Below are 17,166 nucleotides of genomic sequence, written 5' to 3'. Positions count from 1 at the left end.
TCCCTGGTTCCTGTTTCGTGACTGTTCAGAAACCTACGCGGAGGACGGCGTGCTCACGTCTCAGGCACGCTCAACCACCCACGGATCAGTCAGTAGAGCCGGATTTCTGCCACCCGCCACCTGGCAGTCGCCGTCCTGCTCGTCCTCACCGTCCTGCTCACCGGCTGCATGAAGATCAACGGCGACCTCGCCATCAGCAGGGACCTGAAGGTCTCCGGCACCGTCGACGCGCTCATCGAGCGCACGGCCGTCGAAGACCTCGGCGCATTCGACACCAGCACCTACGGCTCAGGCACTGGTGATGCTGACACCCTGATCGATGAGTCGATCGAGGAAGCACGGCAGACCCTGCCTGCCGGTGTCACGATCGAGAAGATCGCCGATGAGCAGTACATCGGGGCGCGCTACATCTACGATGCGGTCGACCCCAGCCATACCGCGGTGGAGGACTTCGGCCTCAGCGGACTGCACCTGAGCGAGCACGACGACCAGATCACCCTGCGCATGCCCAACTTCCTCCTCATCGATGACCCCGGCACCAGCTATGGGTCCGCCGGCTGGAGTCATGCTCCCGGGCGGTTCATGTTCGATGAGGCGAAGATGACCTTCACGTTCCCCGGGCGTGTCGTCAGCGCACCCGGCGGCGAGGTCAAGGGGAAGACAGTGACGTTCGATCTGCGGCAGTTCGCCGGCGACACCATCGAGGTGACGGCGAAGGCCTCATCGTTTCCCTGGTGGGTCCTGTTCGTCGTCGGCGGGGTGCTCGTGCTGCTCATCGTGGCCGGAGTCATCATCGCCGTCGTCGCGCGCAGGAAGCGTCAGCGGCAGGCGATGCCGCCTGTGCCTGGTTACGGTGGGCCCGGTTATGGGGCAGGTCCCTGGATGCCAGGGCCGGGAGGACCCGGATACGGCGGGCAAGGGTACGGTTCAGCAGGACCGGGGCCTGCAGGTCCCGGGTATCCCGGGCCGGTGGGTGCTGCAGGTCCGCCGCCAGCTGGGCCCGGTGCGGGCCCGCCGCAGAATCAGCCGATGCCCCCGCACGCTCAGCCGGGGACCTATGGTCAGCCCACCCCATATACGTCTGGTCCTGCGCACCAGCCGGGCCAGCCTCATTCGGGAGCTGCGCATCCGGGGCCGGCACAGCCGGCGCAGCCAGGTATGCCGCACCCAGGGCCTGCGCAGCCGGGGCCGGGGCAGCCGGGGTCGGGGCCTGGGCAGCCGGGGCCGGGGTCGGCTGCGCTGAATGACCACCGTCGTTTTGCCCCACCCGAATCGCGCACGCACATGAAACGGCCGGGCGCAGACTGATACCTCCTGAAGCGATGCAGCACATGTAGCTCATGGTCTTATCAAGCTACATCGCTACAATAGCGTGGAGGAGGGCCGCCATGACCATCAGCAGTTCAGACCAGTTTCACGTCAGCGATGTCAACGACCACCTCGAGGTCGTAGGAGCCAGCAAGGAAGAACTGGAGCAAGCCCTCGCTCTGATCCGGGCCAGTCGGTACAGGAAAGTCGAAGCACGGGCTGCTTTCGCGTCCTACGTCCGCCAGAGGATGTTCGACGAGAGCGCAGCGCTCATTTCGCTTGCATCGCAGAAGCAGGTCCAACGAAGCGCGGGCCTCCGGCAGCACCTCATGGATGTCGAGGGCTTCGAAACCTATGCTTCTCTGGCAGAAACACGCAACTCTCTGGAGAGCTCTGTTCGCACGTGGGTTTCGCGGAAGCGGAAGCGCAATGAGCTGTTCACCATCGAGCTCAATGGGGCCACCATGATTCCCACGGTTCAGCTCACGAACTCCGGTGACGCAGACCCTCGCATTGTCGAACTCATGCGCCCCCTCCTCGACGCCGGCCTCGACGGCTGGTCACTCTGGGCATGGCTCACACAGCCGAACGGGCTGCTCAGTGGAGAGGTCCCAGCCGAAGTGGTGAAGACCAACACTCGGCGAGCGGTGCGAGCCGCAGACCGCTACGCGGCTGAGATTCGACGCGCAACGGACAGCGCATGACTCGTGATCTCCCTCCCCAGGACCTGCAATGTCCTGACCCGGAGGGCTGCACGGTAGCCGCTGCTGAATTAGAGGCCCTAGCCGAAGCAGGAAAGCTGCCAGTCGTCACAATCCCGAACACCCGGCACTGGTATCGGGTCTACGACTCGCAGGACGGGTTCAGCCACCCGAACCCCGGGTACGGGGACACCAGGTTCGCACCATTCGATGCGCTCGAGACACAGGAGCGTGTTCCGACGCTCTACCTCGCTGAATCGCTTGCCGCAGCATTGCTCGAAACCAGCTTTCATGACGTTCATGCACAGACACCGCGAGTCGTGTCGGAACTATCGCTGCACGGCAAACTGCACGCTCGGCTCATTCCGCCCTGTGATGTGGAGCTGACCGATCTTCGGGACTCCCAGCTGAGCCGACTCGGCTTCACGCGACCTCAGCTTGCGAGCAGCTCACCCGAGCACTATCCGTGCACGCGCCGGGTGGCGCGGGCAGTTCACGCAGCTCCACAGAACTCTGCAGGAATCATCTGGCATTCCCGCCAGGCAGAGCTCAGCAGTGCAGATCCTGCTGAGGTGGCCGTTGTCTTCGCAGACCGCGTCGCGCATACACGCGGAGCCTGGAAGCTCGGCCCCTACCGAGACGCTTACGGTTCCCTTCTCGAAGGGACTGGCCGTCTCATCCTCGATGAGGTCGCTGAGACCCTCAACGTCACCATCTCGCAGATCGATCTCTGACCGCCTGCCGGCGCGGTCTCCCTGCACAGAGCAGAGGGGCCCAGACGGATGTCTGAGCCCCTCAGTGTTCAGCGCATGTCATGCGCGCTCAGCGCTCACTGTCGCGGCGGCTGCGGGCCCGAGCCGTATCCTGGGTTGCCGTAACCGGGGTGTCCTGGTCCCTGCTGGGGCGGCTGACCATACTGCTGGCCGGGCTGTCCGTGTCCCCACTGCGGTTGCGAACCGCCCGGCTGACCGTAAGGTCCTGGTGCCGAACCGGGTGCCTGCGGTGGCTGCACGCGACCGGGTCCACCGGGCTGCCCCTGCTGGGGCGGCTGCCCATATGGGCCAGGCTGGCTCTGCGGTCCAGGGTGCCCGTACTGGCCGGGGCCCGAAGGACCGGCACCGGGCTGTCCATGCTGCGGCTGACCGTAGGGACCGGGCTGGCCCTGCTGGGGCGGCTGACCGTAGGGGCCAGGACCCGAGCCGGTACCTGCCGGAGATCCGGGCTGACCGTACTGGCCCGGCTGACCATACTGACCCGGCTGGCCGTACTGGCCGTACTGGCCAGGCACGCCGTAGGAGGCGGCAGTGGCGGGACCGCCCGGGTGCTGCTGCTTCTTCCTCCGCGAGAGCAGGACGGCGAGCAGTATGCCGCCGCCGATGAGCAGCAGCAGGAGGAGGCCGCCGATGACGAAGAGGATCCACCACGGGAAGGACGAGCTCTTAGCCGTCACCGTGATGGTGTCGCCGTCGTAGTTCTTCAGGTCGTAGGTGACGACGTTGTCCTCGATCTGACCGCCGGGGGCGTCGATGATCTTGCCGGGGAACGTCAGTCTGACTGTGGCCTCGGTGAACATGTCGGCGGGATCGCCGCCACTGGTCTGGTAGTCGGCGACACCACCGGCGCCCAGGTCGGCGGAGCGGATGAAGTTCGGCATCGAGAACGTGATCTCGCCGTTCTCCTCGCTGATCGACAGTCCCTCAAGACCGGTCTCGGAGCCGTCGGTCAGCGTATTCGGGTCGACCTTGTCGAGGGTGAGCTTCATGCCGAGATCGGTGTCCGTGGAGACCTTCTCAACCGTCACCCCTGCAGGTGCCTCGGCCTGTGCTTCCTGGACGGACTTGTCGAGATCGCCTTCGTAGTCGGTCGGGGTTCCGTAGCTGCCGTACTGGTTGGGCTGGTCTTCGAGCATCTGCCGGTCGACAGTGTACTGCCAGGTGCCGCTGAGCTTGAGATCCTTGTCGATCTCCATGTCGATGTTGACGGCCATGCATCCGGTGAGGACGAACCCCAGCAGGAGCATCAAGCCGACAGCCAGCGGCTTCGTCACTCGGTCTTTCAGCGTCTTCATGAGGCACCTTTCACACGTCGTCACCGCCACGGCTTCGCGGCACTGGTCTCAACCTATCTGAACACGTGCGGGCTCGCCATGCATCGCTGTTCCGGTTTCGACACTCGACATCGCTGCCCGCGGTCTCAGCTGGTGAGCTTCCCGTTGCGGGCGATGAGCTGACCGGACTTGAACACCAGCCGTTCATCCGGGCAGTCCATGATCGCAGCGGTCACAGTGTCGGCCTTGACCAGCAGCAGGTCGGCTGGGGCACCGACGGCGAGTCCCGCCTCGGCATCGGAGGTCACCTCACCGGTAGGTGCGTGCGGGACGTGTTCGAGGATATGGCGGCCACCGCGGGAGGCGACGTCGAAGCAGTGCTCGATGTCGGCATCGGCGCGGAAGCCGTTGGTGAAGGCCAGCTGCCACACCCGGCGCAGCACATCACCGTCACCGTAGGGGCTCCAGTAGTCGCGCTGCCCGTCCTCGCCCAGGCCCACCCGCACGCCGGCCTCAGCCAGCAGCTTCAAGGGCAGCACGGTCCCGGCCGGGGCGACGGTGGTGACGGCGATCTGGTTGGCCGCCAGCATCTCCGCCAGCCGGCGCTGTTCGCGTTCGTCGACGCTGCCGAGCACAAAGCAGTGTGAGACCGTCACATGTCCCTGCATGCCAGCAGCCTCGGTGCGGGCGATGATCTCCTCGAGGGTGAACACGCCGACCGTGCCGCGTTCGTGCAGGTGGATGTCGATGCCGATGCCGTACTTCTCGGCCCAGCCGAAGACCATGTCGAGGTGGGTCTTCGGGTCCCGGTCATAGGTCGTCGGGTCGAGCCCGCCGATGAGATCGGCGCCGGCTTCCAGGCCCTGTTCGATGAAGGCCGGGGCGTCGGCGTCGCGCAGCAGCCCGGCCTGCGGGAAGGCGACGATCTCCATGTCGACGATCCCGGCGAGGGTCTCCTTGGCGGCCATGAGCGCGTCGAAGCGCTCGAGCCGGCAGTCGGAGTCGATCTGGGCGTGCGTGCGGATGCGGGTCGCTCCCGAGGCTGCGATCAGGCCGGCGGCGTAGACGGCCTGGTCATAGGCGCTGCGCTCGCCGTTACGCCAGTTGGCGCGGTCGTTCATGATGAGCGAGTGCAGGCTGGAACCTGCGGTGTGCGGCCGGAATGTCTGGCCCAGCCGGTTCGAATCGAGGTGGGCGTGGACATCGCCCAGGTTCGGCATGACGACGTAACCGGCCGCATCAATGACGTCCGTTCCCGAGGCAGGGGTCGCCTCCGTGCCGGAGGTGCCCTGCGCCTCGGCTGCGGTGACATCCGTTCCCGGGGTGCTCGGGGTGATGGCTGCGATCCTGCCGTCATCGAGGGTGATGTCGACGGTGGGTGCATCGGGCTGGCGGTTGAACAGGCGGGTGTTGCGGATGACTGTCGGCATGGTTCGAGTCTATGCCCGCGCATGCATGGCTGGTATCGCTGCTCTGGATCGCCCCCGGGGGCGGTGGAGGGCTTGATCTCACAGAGAGGATTCAACCGCTGAACCGGCTCATCGCCTTCGTATTGGCGAAGCCAAGGCCAAGCCTGAGCCAAGCATCAATGAAGCACGGCAGCGATCCACAGCACAGCGGCGTACGACGGAAGCAGAGCCTTGCGATCAGAGCCTTCATCGTTCACTCCTCACGTTGTGCAACCGGCGGCATCAATGCAGCGCTCAATCGTCGATCGACAGTTTGCATCATCGCAGGCGACGTCACTGCTCACCGGACCGACTGACCGAAAGCGTGTCGCCGGATCCAGGCGTGCATGGCGATCGCCGCGGCGGCAGCGGCGTTCATCGACCGGGTCGAGCCGTACTGCTCGATCGACAGCACAGCCTCGCACGCCTCATGGGCGGTGTCGGTGAGGCCGGGGCCCTCCTGGCCGAAGAGTAACACGCAGTTCTCCGGCAACTCGTAGGTCTCCAGGGGCACGGAGTCGGGGAAGTTGTCGACGCCGATGAGCGGGAGGCTCCGCTCAGCACACCAGCCGGCCAGCGCCTCGGCGTCGGGGTGGTGGTGCAGGTGCTGGTAGCGGTCGGTGACCATCGCTCCGCGGCGGTTCCAGCGGCGCCGCCCGACGATGTGGACGGCGGCGGCGTTGAAGGCGTTGGCGGTGCGCACGACTGAGCCGATGTTGAGGTCATGTTGCCAGTTCTCGACGGCAACGTGGAAGCCGTGGCGGGTGCGGTCGAGATCGGCGACGATCGCCTCGAGCTTCCAGTACCGATAGCGGTCGACGACGTTGCGGCGGTCGCCCTCGGCGAGCAGCGCGGGATCGTAGTGCTCGCCGGTGGGCCATTCACCGGCCCAGGGGCCGACGCCGACGGTGATCTCGGCATCGGCCCCTGGTGCAGGCGTTGGGCGCTCGGCGCCCGAAGGCTGGGTCACGGCTTCTTCTTGGAGCCGGACTTCTTCGCCGCAGACTGCTTGGCCTCAGGCTTCGCCTTCGTGGCGGTCTTCGCAGTCGACGACCCGCTGGTGGTCTCCTCGGCGTCGTCGGTGTCGTCAGTCTCGTCCGCCTCGGCGTCGGCATCCCCTGCATCTGCGGAGTCGTCGACGGCAGCGGACTTCTTCTCCGCATCGACGGCGGCGCCCTTCCTGCGCGGCTTGACGGTGCGTCCGCCGTGGCCGGCCCCGCGCAGCAGGTTCTTCTCATACGCGCCCGAAGCGAGGCCGAAGGCGATGAGCGCGACGACGAGTGCGATGCCGGCGGCCAGCAGGCCCTCCCACCACTCAGCCTGACCGGCGAAGTAGCGCATCGGCATGGCGACCGGGGCGGTGAACGGGATGTAGGACAGGATGCGCAGGATGTCGGCCTTGAGCGCGAACACCATCGGCACGAAGGCGCCGGCGGCGGCGAGCAGCACGATGAGGCCGTAGCCGATCTGGCGGGCGCGGCGCCCGGCCGGGGTGGCTGCCCACAGGAACAGCGACATGTACAGCAGCACGACGATGAGGAAGATGGCTGAGAACCAGCCGATGCCCGGCAGCGCGGCCACCGCCAGGGAGTTGAACGAGGCGATCGACAGGCCGAGCATGAGCACGCCGACGGTGATGACGAGGTAGACGAGTGCGAGCACCGTCAGCCCGTAGACCCGGCCCCAGGCGGCAGCCCTGGGCGGGATGGTCGCGGCGATGACCTCGGCGAGCCGGTTGCGCTTCTCAACCCGGGCGTTGGCGTACAGGGCCGCGCCGAGGGTCAGTACGGAGGCGAGCAGCAGCAGGGCCATGCCCCAGACGAACACCGAGCTGGCCGTGGCCGGCACCGGCGGCTCCTCCAGGTAGGTCACCGGCATCTCCGGCTGCAGCTTGTTCATGATCTGAGTCGGCTTCGAGTTCAGCGCCACCAGCTGCTGCTGGCCCATGCCCGAGGGATCGACGAGGAGGGCGGCATCGGCTTCGCCGGTGCGCACGAGCTCCTGGGCCTCTTCAACGGAGTCGACGTCCTTGATTTTCAGGCCCAGCTGCTGTTCGGCGGCTGCGGCCTGTTCGCCGAGTCCGACGGTGGCCAGGGTGGAGTCACCGCCGGCGGCCTCCGGGCTGGCGTTCTGCGCGCCGATGATGATCGCGGCGATGACGGCCAGGCCGAGGATCAGGCTGGTGACGTAGAACAGCGGCGAGCGGGACACGGAGACGGTCTCGCGGTTGGACACGAGCCAGGCGGCCTGCCGGCCGGTGAGGTCGCGGAACTCGGACACCAGCCCGGTCTTGGGTTCGCTGCCGGAATCCGGGCGGTCCTCACGCAGCTCATAGGGCACATCGGCATCGGTGAGCAGATCGTCGTCGGCATCGATCGTCTCGACGGGGATCTCATCGTCAGCGTCGACATCGTCAGCGTCAGCGTCCGCGTCTGCGTCAGCTTCAACGTCTGCGCCTGCCTCGTCCGCGTCAGCGTCGTCGGCGAGGGCGTCGGCTTCACCGGGTTCAGTGTCCTCATCACCGATGACGAGGTCGTCATCGGCGCCGGGAGCCGTCGGATCGGCCGGGTCGACCGGGGCGCTGCCCTCGGCCGGGTCGGTGGGGTCGACCGGGTCGGTGAGGTCCTTCTTGTTCTTGTCGGTCACTCAGATCCTCTCCTTCAGCAGCTCGGCCAGGCTCGCCTGGTGCGCACCATATTCTGTCACGCCGCTCGTCGCAGCCACGGCTGCGAAGGCCGCCTGCGGATCGGATGCGGAGAAGACCACCAGCTCGCGGTCAGCTGCGCCGGTCTCCTCATCGTCGGCGACATCGATGCCAGGGTGGGCAGCGAGGCTGGTGCGTCCCACCTCGGCGGCGGCTGCGGTCTCGTAACGGGCGGCATACAGGTTCGCGTCCCGGCGCAGCGTGGCCAGCGCGCCCTGCCCGACGACTGTGCCGTGGTCGAGAGCGATGACGTCATCAGCGACCGATTCGGTCAGCTCATAGGAATCGGAGGTGAAGATGACCGGGACTCCGGAGTCGGCGTGGTCGCGCAGCAGGCTGAAGACCTTCTGGGTGCTGGCGACATCGAGGCCGTCGAACGGGTCGTCGAGCACGACGACGTCCGGGTCGGCGGCGAGCACCGCGGCGATCTCAGCGCGGGCGACCTCGGTGCCGGACAGGTGCGACAGCGGCGCGTAGGCGCGGTCGGACAGGTCGAGGCGCGAGAGCAGGGTGACGGCGTTGCGCTCGGCTGCACCCATCGTCATGCCATGCAGGCGCGCGAGGTAGACGATCTGCTCGAGGACCTTCATCCCCGGGTAGCCGCCGCGTTCAGCGGGCAGATAGCCGAAGTTCTGCCGGTCGCCGAAGCCCAGTTCGTGGCCTTCGAGTTCGACGGTGCCCTCATCGGGGGTGATGAGGCCCATGATGACGCGGACGAGTTCGGTCTTGCCGGAGCCGCGCTGGCCGACGATGCCGGTCAGGCGGCGCGGGCGAGCGGTCAGCGATACGTCCTTCAGCCACGTCTTGCGGCCGGACTTGAGCGTGATGCCGGTGAGTTCGAGCACGGGTGGTCCTTCGATTGACGGGGGTGCGCGCCGCGTGCGGCGCCGGGTCTAGTGTTGCGTGCGGTGTCAGCTGCCGTCCAATCCCAGCGGTGGCGGCACCGGGCCCGAGGCGCCGGCCCGGCTGGGATCATGAGGCTCAGTCGAGTCCGAGGTCGCTGGTGCTCAGCGCAATGAGGTACGGCAGGCCGGTGGCCTCGACGCGCTCCTTGGCACCGGTGTTGCGGTCCATGACGACGGCCACGGCGATGACCTCGGCCCCGGCTTCGCGCAGGGCGTCGACGGCGGTGAGCACGGAGCCCCCGGTCGTCGAGGTGTCCTCGACGGCGATGACCTTGCGGCCGGCGACATCCGGGCCCTCGACGCGACGGCCCATGCCGTGCTCCTTGGCGGCCTTGCGCACGACGAAGGTGTCCTTGGGCGTGCCGCGGACGACGGAGCGGTGCATGATCGCGGTGCCGACGGGGTCGGCGCCCATCGTCAGGCCGCCGATCGCCTCGACCTCATCGAGGTATCCGGTCTCGGCGAGCAGGTCGAGCATGACATCGCCGATGAGCGGGGCGCTGCGGTGGTCGAGGGTGACCCGGCGCAGATCGAGGTAGTAGTCGGCCTCGCGGCCGGAGGACAGCGTGACCTTGCCGCGGACGACGGCGAGTTCGTCGATGAGCTTCAGCAGCTGAGCTTTCGCAGTTTCTGACATGCCCTCAGTCTATGTCGGCGAAGCCGAGTGCCAACTGAAGAGGTGTCCTGCCTGGAGAAACACAAAGACCCCGGGGCGCGTAACGCGTCTTCCCGGGGCCTTTGCAGCACTCCCCTCGAGTACCCGGACGCATCCCCATACGTCCGTCATTCGCCCGATCCCCACCGGGTCGAATTACCTCCATTTAACCATGGATTAGTTGATTTGTGAACTTGTCTCGCGAAGAAAATTTCGCCGGTCGCACTCGCCATCCGAGACTGGAAGTCGACCTCCTACCTGCGGTTATATTCCATGCTTAGCTTTGCATATGCGAAGCGGCTGATGGACGGATCGCGCTGTTCTGGGTGAAGTTTGCCACTCGCTGCGCCCGGCTGCCGATTCCCAAAGGGCACCTTGCCGTCACTGCGCGGGCGATCTCGGGGGTCTCAGCAGCGCGACTGCCGGGTGAAGCGGAAGCCGTTGCTGGCGAACCGGATGAGCGGCCTGGGCAGCACCTGGGCTGCGGCATAGGCGAGCTTGTACTGCACCCCGGGCACGGAGACGACCTTGCCGGCACGGGCATCGCGCAGCCCCTGCCGGGCCACGGTGTCGACGTCGACCCAGGCGAGTGCCAGCAGGTGCGACATGTCGACAGCCATGCGGTCGTGGAACTCGGTGCGCACGAACCCCGGCAGCACCGCGGTGGCGGTGACGCCGGTGCCGGCGAGTTCGGCGGCGAGGCTCTCGGTGAAGATGAGCACATGGGACTTCGCCCCGGCGTAGGTGCCCATCGTCGTGACCGCAGCCATCGAGGCGATGTTGACGATGCCGCCCCGGCCGCGGGCGCGCATCGCATGGGCGGCATGCCAGGAGATGTCCTCGACGGCGCGGATGAGCACGGTGTCGAGCTTCGCGAGCTCCGTCGGGTCGGTTCTCAAGAGCGAGGTGCGCAGGCCGTAGCCGGCGTTGTTGACGACGACGTCGACGCGGCGGGAATCGATGAGGTCGGTGACCTGCCGGATCCCGCCGATCGTCGCGTCACCGTCGACACGGCTGAGGTCGCAGCTGAGCACCTCGCAGACGGTGCGATAGCGGTGACGCAGCATCGCCGCCGTCGCATCGAGGCGTTCGAGGTCGCGGGCGACGAGGATGAGGCGGTAGCCGTCAGCGGCCAGCTCATGGGCGATCGCGAGCCCGATGCCACTGGTGGCACCCGTGATGAGGGCGACCGGCGCCTCGGGCGCGGCAGCAGCGGGCGCGGGAGTCAGGAGATCGTCTGCACCTCCGCTTCCCGCATCTCGGGCGCGGCAGCAGCGGGCGCGGGAGTCAGGCTGGGTGTCGAGGCCATGGCCACAGCATAGGCGCACATGACTGATCCCGCCCTGTTATCTGCAAGGCGGGATCAGACAGCTCCGGCTCAGGCGCGCTGCTCGGCCTTCTTGGCCCGGCGGGCGCGGTGCAGGATCGGCTCGGTGTAGCCGCTGGGCTGGCTGGCGCCGTCGACGATGAGCGAGCGGGCGGCGTCGAAGGCGATGCCGCTGCCCGTGCCGTCGGTGACGAGCTGCTCGTAGTTCGGATCCCCGGCGTTCTGCTCATCGACCACAGCGGCCAGGCGGTTGAGGCTTTCATCGACCTGCTCGACGGCGATGATGTCGTGGGCGAGCCAGTTGGCCAGCAGCTGGCTGGAGATCCGCAGGGTGGCGCGGTCCTCCATGAGGGCGACGTTGTGGATGTCGGGCACCTTCGAGCAGCCCACGCCCTGGTCGACCCAGCGCACGACATAGCCGAGGATCGACTGGACGTTCTCGTCGACCTCCCGCTGGCGCTCGGCCTCCGTCAGCACGGCAGGGTCGCCGAGCGGCAGCACGAGCAGCGGGTCGAGGGCGGCCGGCTGGCGGCCGGCGATCTCACGCTGGACGGCGAAGGCATCGACCTGGTGGTAGTGCAGGGCGTGCAGGGTCGCGGCGGTGGGTGAGGGCACCCAGGCGGCGGTGGCGCCGGCCTGCACATGGCCGATCTTCTGCTCGAGCATGTCGTGCATGAGATCGGGCATCGCCCACATGCCTTTGCCGATCTGCGCGCGCCCGGGGAAGCCGGCGGCCAGGCCGATGTCGACATTGGAGTCCTCATAGGCGGCGAGGAAGCTCTGCTGCTTCATCTGCGCTTTGGGCACCATGGGCCCGGCGTGCAGGGAAGTGTGGATCTCATCGCCGGTGCGGTCGAGGAACCCGGTGTTGATGAACACGACCCGGTCAGCGGCCGCGGCGATGGCGGCGGCGAGGTTGGCGCTCGTGCGCCGCTCCTCGTCCATGATGCCGATCTTGAGGGTGCGCGCTGGCAGTCCGAGGAGCTCTTCGACGCGGGCGAAGAGCTCGACAGCGAAGGCGACCTCCTCCGGTCCGTGCATCTTGGGTTTGACGATGTACATCGATCCGGCCCGCGAGTTGCCGGTGCCGTTCCGCAGCCCGGGCACGGCAGCGAGCGCGGTCATGATCGCATCGAGGATGCCCTCGGGGATCTCCTGCCCGTCAGCGCCGCGGATGGCATCGGTGGTCATGAGGTGGCCGACGTTGCGCACGAACAGCAGGGAGCGGCCCGGCAGTGCGATCTCCGCGCTGCCATCGGGTGTGCGGTAGATGCGGTCGGGGTTGAGAGAGCGGGTGAAGGTGCGCCCGTTCTTCGTCACCTCCTCTGCCAGGGTGCCGTCGGCCAGGCCCATCCAGTTGCGGTAGCACAGGGTCTTGTCCTCTGCGTCGACGGCGGCGACGGAGTCTTCGAGGTCGATGATCGTCGTGACGGCCGATTCGAGGACGATGTCCTGGATGCCGGCGGCATCGGTGCGGCCGATCTCGCCTGCGGCGTCGAAGACGATGTCGATGTGCAGGCCGTGGTGGCGCAGCAGGACGTTGCTCGGGCAGGCGGCATCGCCTGCGAAGCCGGCCAGCACCTCGGGCGCGGCGAGGGTTGTCTCGGTGCCGCCGGTGAGGGTGATGCGCAGCTGGCCGCTGGCGATGCGGTAGCCGGTGGCATCGGCGTGGGAGCCGGTGCGCAGCGGTGCGGCCTCATCGAGCAGGGCGCGGCCGCGGGCGATGACGGCGGCTCCGCGGGCGGGGTTGTAGCCGGTGCCGGGGGCCAGCTCACCGCTCTGGTCGATGGCGTCGGTGCCGTAGCAGGCGTCGTAGAGGGAGCCCCAGCGGGCGTTGGCGGCGTTGATGGCGAAGCGGGCGTTGGAGACGGGCACGACGAGCTGTGGGCCGGCCTGTTCGGTGATCTCCGGGTCCACGCCCGAGGTGGTGATGGCGAGGTCCGCAGGCGCGGGGACGAGGTAGCCGATCTCTTCGAGGAAGGCGCGGTAGGCCTGCGGGTCAGGTGCGCCGGGGTGCGCGCGGTGGTAGGCGTCGATCTGGGACTGGAGGGTGTCGCGGATGGTGAGCAGCTCGCGGTTGCGCGGGGTGAGGTCCGCGAGCAGGCCGGCGACACCGGTCCAGAAGGCCTCGGCGTCGAGGCCCGCGGCCGGCAGGGCCTGCTGTTCGGCGAAGTCGGCGAGCATCTGGGCGACCTGCAGGCCGGCGCGGGTGACCATCGGGGTAGCGTGAGTCGGCTGGGCGTCAGTCGGCTGGGCGTGGGCCATTGTCGTATCCTCCATGCTTCTGCGGCGAGGCGGCGCCAGCCAGTGGGCGCGCCTGCACTCTGCTATTAGTTTTCCGCTGTGTGGAAGATCATATCTGTTCTGCGGATATTTGAGAATGGGTGGACGAGGTCTGTTTCCCGGGACCTGCGGCCGGGAGTCAGCTGTCGGACTCCTCGGGGACGAGGATCGCACCGGGATTGAGGATGCCGCCGGGGTCGAGGGCCTTCTTGATCCGGTGGTTGAGCTCGAGGACATCGGGGCCCAGATAGTCACCGAGCCATGGGCGCTTGAGCCGGCCGACGCCGTGTTCGCCGGTGATGGTGCCGCCGAGCCGGATCGCCAGATCCATCACCTCACCGTAGGCCCGGTGGGCGCGCTCCTGCTGCGCCGGATCGGACTTGCGCAGCACGATGAGCGGGTGGGTGTTGCCGTCGCCGGCGTGGGCCATCGTAGCGATGGTGACGTCATGGGCTTCGGCGATCTGGGCGATGCCGAGCACGAGGTCGCCAAGCCGGGGCAGCGGCACTCCGACGTCTTCGAGGAGGACGGCGCCCTGGCGTTCGATCGCTGGGATCGCCATCCGGCGGGCGGTGACGAAGGCTTCGCCGTCATCCGGATCGTCGGTGGCGAAGCATTCGGTGGCGCCGGTGCTCGTGCAGATCTCCTCGATACGGCGGATCTCGTCGAGGGCGGCGCCGGCGGGCTCATCGGACTGCACGATGAGCATGGCGGCGGCCTGCCGGTCGAGACCCATCTTCGTGGCGTCTTCGACGGCGTTGATGGTGGCCTGGTCCATGAACTCGAGCATCGAGGGACGCATCTGGCCGGTGATGGTGAGCACCGCCTCGGTCGCGGAGGCCAGGGTGGGGAAGGTCGCTACGAGGGTGGTAGGCAGCTTCTGGGCGGGGATGAGGCGCAGCTGCACTTCGGTGAAGATGCCGAGCGCTCCTTCGCTGCCGACGAAGAGCTTCGTCAGCGACAGTCCGGCGACGTCCTTGAGTCTGGGGCCGCCGAGCCGCACCGCCCGGCCGTCGGCGAGGACGACGGTCATGCCGAGGACGTAGTCGGTGGTGACGCCGTATTTGACGCAGCACAGGCCGCCGGCGTTCGTGGCGACATTGCCGCCGATCGAGCAGATCTCGAAAGAGGAGGGGTCCGGCGGGTACCACAGGCCGTGCGCAGCAGCGGCGGCTTTGACCTCGGCGTTGAGCGCGCCGGGTCCGGCGACGACGGTGCGGGTGACCGGGTCGACCTCGATGGCGTTCATGCGGTCGAGGGAGAGGAGGATGCCCTGTTCGACGGCGGTGCTGCCGCCGGACAGCCCGGTGCCTGCCCCGCGCGGGACGATGGGCACGCGGTGTGCGGCGGCGATGCGCACGAGCTGCTGGACCTGTTCGGTGGTGTGCGGGCGGACGACGACCAGCGGCATCCCGGCGTCGGGGTCCTGGGCGCGGTCGAAGCGGTAGGCCTCCATGCTGACGGGGTCGGTCACAAGGATCTCAGCCGGCAGCGTCTGCGTGATCTCCTCCAGGGCCTGGGCTGCTGCAGCGGGGGTCATCGGCGTTCCTTCCTCCTCCGGACGGGATGTGTCGGATCCGCTCAGGATGTGACGGACGCTACCATTTCCGCCCGGCCGCCGGGCTGGGTGTTCAGCGGCGGGATCAGGAGCCGCTGCGGGCAGGGTCAGGAGCTGCGGCGGGCGAGGGCGGCGGCAGCGGTGATCCGGCGGGCGGTCTCCGTCAGTGCCGGCACGGCACGCTCGCGGAAGCGCTCATCGACGCGGGTGACCGGCCCGGAGACGGAGATCGCCGTCGGCGAGGGCAGGCCCGGCACCGGCACGGCGAAGCAGCGGACGCCGACCTCCTGCTCACCGTCGTCGACGGCATAGCCACGGGACCGGACCGTGGCGAGTTCGGCCAGCAGCGCCTCGGGAGCGGCGATGGTCGCGGCAGTGGGGGTGGGCATTCCGGCGCGGGTGACGATCGCCTCGGCGGCGGCGTCATCGAGCTGGGACAGCAGCGCTTTGCCGACTCCTGAGGCGTGGGTGTGCACGCTGCGGCCGATCTCGGTGAACATCCGCATCGCATGCGCCGCAGGCACCTGCGCGACATAGGTGGCCATGTCCCCGTCGAGGACGGCCATGTTGACGGTCTCGCGCAGCTGTTCGCCCAGCTCAGCGAGGCGCGGGCGGGCCCAAGCGCCGAGCTGCTGGCTGGCGGCTTCGCCGAAGCGGATGAGCGCCGGGCCGAGGGCGTAGTGGCGGCTGGGCAGCTGGCGGACATAGCCGAGGCTCATGAGGGTCTGCAGGAGCCGGTGGATGGTGGGCAGCGGCATCGGGGTGGTCTCGGCCAGATGCGAGATCGACACCTCTCCCCCGGCGTCCGTGATGCGTTCGAGCAGCTCGAATGCCCGGGCCACCGACTGGACTCCACCGCGCTGCGCCTCTGCCACGCTGCCTCCCTTCGTTCAGGTGTGAGTCTATCGACACGGCCGGCAGCAGGGCGGTGTTGCGGTGCGTGGTGCCGTGGGCTCGGGGTCGGTGGCTGGAGGTCGGTGTGCGACTCGGTGTCCGGGGGTTCGGCTATGGTGGGGGCGTGCGAATCGCAACATGGAATGTCAACTCTGTCAGGGCCCGCGCCGAGCGGATCGGCGCCTGGCTGGAGCGCTCGGATGCCGATGTGCTCGCCATCCAGGAGCTCAAGTGCAAGGACGCGCAGATGCCTGTCGCGGTCTTCGAGGAGCGCGGGTACGAGGTCGCCTATCACGGGCTCAACCAGTGGAACGGGGTGGCGATCGCCTCGCGCGTGGGGCTCGATGATGTGCAGCTGGGATTCGAGAACATCCCAGGCTTCGGAGATGACGACGCCGTCGAGGCGCGTGCCATCAACGCCGTCTGCGGCGGTGTGCGCGTGCATTCGCTCTATGTGCCCAACGGCCGCGAGCTCGATCACCCGCACTATGACTACAAGCTGCGCTGGCTCGCAGCCCTGCGCCAGGATGTCGCCGCGCAGCTGCAGGACGACCCGGAGCTCAAGCTCGTGCTCTGCGGAGACTTCAATGTCGCCCCGCAGGATGACGATGTGTGGGATATGGCGGCCTTCGAGGGCCTGACGCATGTCTCCCAGCCGGAGCGCGATGCCTTCCAGGCGCTGCTCGATGCCGGGCTCAGCGATGTCGCCCGCCCCTTCACTCCGGGCCCGGGCGTCTATACGTACTGGGATTATCAGAAGCTGCGCTTCCCCAAGAAGGAGGGTATGCGCATCGACTTCCAGCTCGCCTCCGCGACCCTCGCCGAGGCGGCGAGCGGTGCGTTCATCGACCGCGAGGAGCGCAAGGGCAAGGGCGCATCCGACCACGCCCCGGTCGTCGTCGACTACGCGCTCTGAGCTCGCCTTCAGCCAGCCGCGCTAGCCTGACGGGCAACCGCGCACCGGCCGCCGCGGCTGGTGACCAGTCCCCCGAAAGGCTCCCGCATGCACACGCAGTCGCACCGTCTCCTCCCCTGGACCAGTGCCGGCCTCGCCGTCCTCGGCGTCGGCCTGCTCGTCACCTGGGCCGTCACCATGTACAACTACGGCGTCTACGTCGATGAGCACGCACTCGGCGGGGAGATCCGGCCGATCGAGATCGCCCTCTTCCTCTCCGGGGCTGGGGCCGTCATCGCAGCGATGGTTCTGTTCGTCATCTGGCAGCGGCGCAGCGCCTAGATGATTGATTCCAAGGGTTCAGTGGTCGTACGCGGTCAGTGACCGGAGTACCGGCTGTCCGGTCTTCTGGTTGTGCCAGATCGCAGTAGTCAGCGCGAG

The 17,166-nt window shown here is 67.8% G+C and carries 16 protein-coding genes; 5 read left to right on the top strand and 11 right to left on the bottom strand.

Translation table 11 applies throughout. The features are described 5' to 3' along the window. Window positions 1-168 precede the first annotated feature (168 nt). The 3 genes from ACFFN1_RS14280 (at window position 169) to ACFFN1_RS14270 (ending at window position 2,743) form a co-directional block, all read left to right on the top strand. A complete protein-coding gene (locus ACFFN1_RS14280; RefSeq protein WP_376841518.1) occupies window positions 169-1,308 on the top strand; it encodes an LppM family (lipo)protein in 1,140 nt (379 codons plus the stop codon). Window positions 1,309-1,388: 80 nt separating this feature from the next. Continuing rightward, on the top strand, window positions 1,389-2,012 hold the full coding sequence (locus ACFFN1_RS14275) for a hypothetical protein (RefSeq protein ID WP_376841517.1): 624 nt from the start codon (window positions 1,389-1,391) through the stop codon (window positions 2,010-2,012). Next, complete coding sequence (locus ACFFN1_RS14270; RefSeq protein ID WP_376841516.1) at window positions 2,009-2,743, top strand: RES domain-containing protein; 735 nt, start codon at window positions 2,009-2,011, stop codon at window positions 2,741-2,743. The genes ACFFN1_RS14275 and ACFFN1_RS14270 overlap by 4 nt, the downstream gene beginning before the upstream one ends. Before the next feature lie 95 nt (window positions 2,744-2,838). Here the strand turns inward: ACFFN1_RS14270 and ACFFN1_RS14265 are convergent, their stop codons facing one another. The 11 genes from ACFFN1_RS14265 to ACFFN1_RS14215 all read right to left on the bottom strand — a co-directional run bounded on the left by ACFFN1_RS14265 (window position 2,839) and on the right by ACFFN1_RS14215 (window position 15,811). Next, the gene (locus tag ACFFN1_RS14265; RefSeq protein WP_376841515.1) at window positions 2,839-4,077 is read right to left on the bottom strand and encodes an LppM family (lipo)protein; all 1,239 of its coding nucleotides are present in this window, start codon (window positions 4,075-4,077) and stop codon (window positions 2,839-2,841) included. 125 nt (window positions 4,078-4,202) lie between these two features. Next, entirely contained in the window at window positions 4,203-5,486 is a 1,284-nt protein-coding gene (locus ACFFN1_RS14260; RefSeq protein WP_376841514.1) for an amidohydrolase family protein, read from the bottom strand. Window positions 5,487-5,577: 91 nt separating this feature from the next. Beyond that, window positions 5,578-5,715, bottom strand: coding sequence for a hypothetical protein (locus ACFFN1_RS14255; protein ID WP_376841513.1), 138 nt, complete (start codon window positions 5,713-5,715; stop codon window positions 5,578-5,580). A gap of 90 nt (window positions 5,716-5,805) precedes the next feature. Continuing rightward, window positions 5,806-6,474 (bottom strand): TrmH family RNA methyltransferase, encoded by a 669-nt coding sequence (locus ACFFN1_RS14250; RefSeq protein WP_376841512.1) that lies wholly within the window; start codon window positions 6,472-6,474, stop codon window positions 5,806-5,808. Further along, window positions 6,471-8,150 carry an ABC transporter permease gene (locus ACFFN1_RS14245; RefSeq protein WP_376841511.1) on the bottom strand — a complete coding sequence of 560 codons (1,680 nt, stop codon included), beginning with the start codon at window positions 8,148-8,150 and terminating at the stop codon, window positions 6,471-6,473. The genes ACFFN1_RS14250 and ACFFN1_RS14245 overlap by 4 nt, the downstream gene beginning before the upstream one ends. Further along, window positions 8,151-9,053 (bottom strand): ABC transporter ATP-binding protein, encoded by a 903-nt coding sequence (locus tag ACFFN1_RS14240; RefSeq protein WP_376841510.1) that lies wholly within the window; start codon window positions 9,051-9,053, stop codon window positions 8,151-8,153. It lies immediately after the preceding gene. Window positions 9,054-9,189: 136 nt separating this feature from the next. Further along, entirely contained in the window at window positions 9,190-9,750 is a 561-nt protein-coding gene (gene pyrE, locus ACFFN1_RS14235) for an orotate phosphoribosyltransferase (protein ID WP_376841509.1), read from the bottom strand. Window positions 9,751-10,175: 425 nt separating this feature from the next. Continuing rightward, entirely contained in the window at window positions 10,176-11,096 is a 921-nt protein-coding gene (locus ACFFN1_RS14230) for an SDR family NAD(P)-dependent oxidoreductase (RefSeq protein ID WP_376841508.1), read from the bottom strand. A 50-nt stretch (window positions 11,097-11,146) separates the two neighbouring features. Beyond that, window positions 11,147-13,360: a malate synthase G gene (locus ACFFN1_RS14225; RefSeq protein ID WP_376841507.1), complete on the bottom strand. Its 2,214-nt coding sequence runs from the start codon at window positions 13,358-13,360 to the stop codon at window positions 11,147-11,149. Window positions 13,361-13,517: 157 nt separating this feature from the next. After that, window positions 13,518-14,918 carry an FAD-binding oxidoreductase gene (locus ACFFN1_RS14220; RefSeq protein ID WP_376841506.1) on the bottom strand — a complete coding sequence of 467 codons (1,401 nt, stop codon included), beginning with the start codon at window positions 14,916-14,918 and terminating at the stop codon, window positions 13,518-13,520. Window positions 14,919-15,043: 125 nt separating this feature from the next. Next, window positions 15,044-15,811, bottom strand: a complete 768-nt coding sequence (locus ACFFN1_RS14215; RefSeq protein ID WP_376841505.1) for an IclR family transcriptional regulator — start codon at window positions 15,809-15,811, stop codon at window positions 15,044-15,046. A gap of 143 nt (window positions 15,812-15,954) precedes the next feature. Between ACFFN1_RS14215 and ACFFN1_RS14210 the strand changes: the two genes are divergently transcribed. Together ACFFN1_RS14210 and ACFFN1_RS14205 are read left to right on the top strand one after the other, a co-directional pair. Beyond that, window positions 15,955-16,746, top strand: coding sequence for an exodeoxyribonuclease III (locus ACFFN1_RS14210; protein WP_376841504.1), 792 nt, complete (start codon window positions 15,955-15,957; stop codon window positions 16,744-16,746). Window positions 16,747-16,833: 87 nt separating this feature from the next. Further along, entirely contained in the window at window positions 16,834-17,067 is a 234-nt protein-coding gene (locus ACFFN1_RS14205) for a hypothetical protein (RefSeq protein ID WP_376841503.1), read from the top strand. The last annotated feature ends 99 nt before the right edge of the window (window positions 17,068-17,166 follow it).

The sequence above is a fragment of the Brevibacterium otitidis genome (assembly GCF_042429315.1).
GTDB lineage: Bacteria > Actinomycetota > Actinomycetes > Actinomycetales > Brevibacteriaceae > Brevibacterium > Brevibacterium otitidis.
Note: the sequence above shows the minus strand (reverse complement) of the source record. Positions and strands in the feature narration are given on the sequence as shown.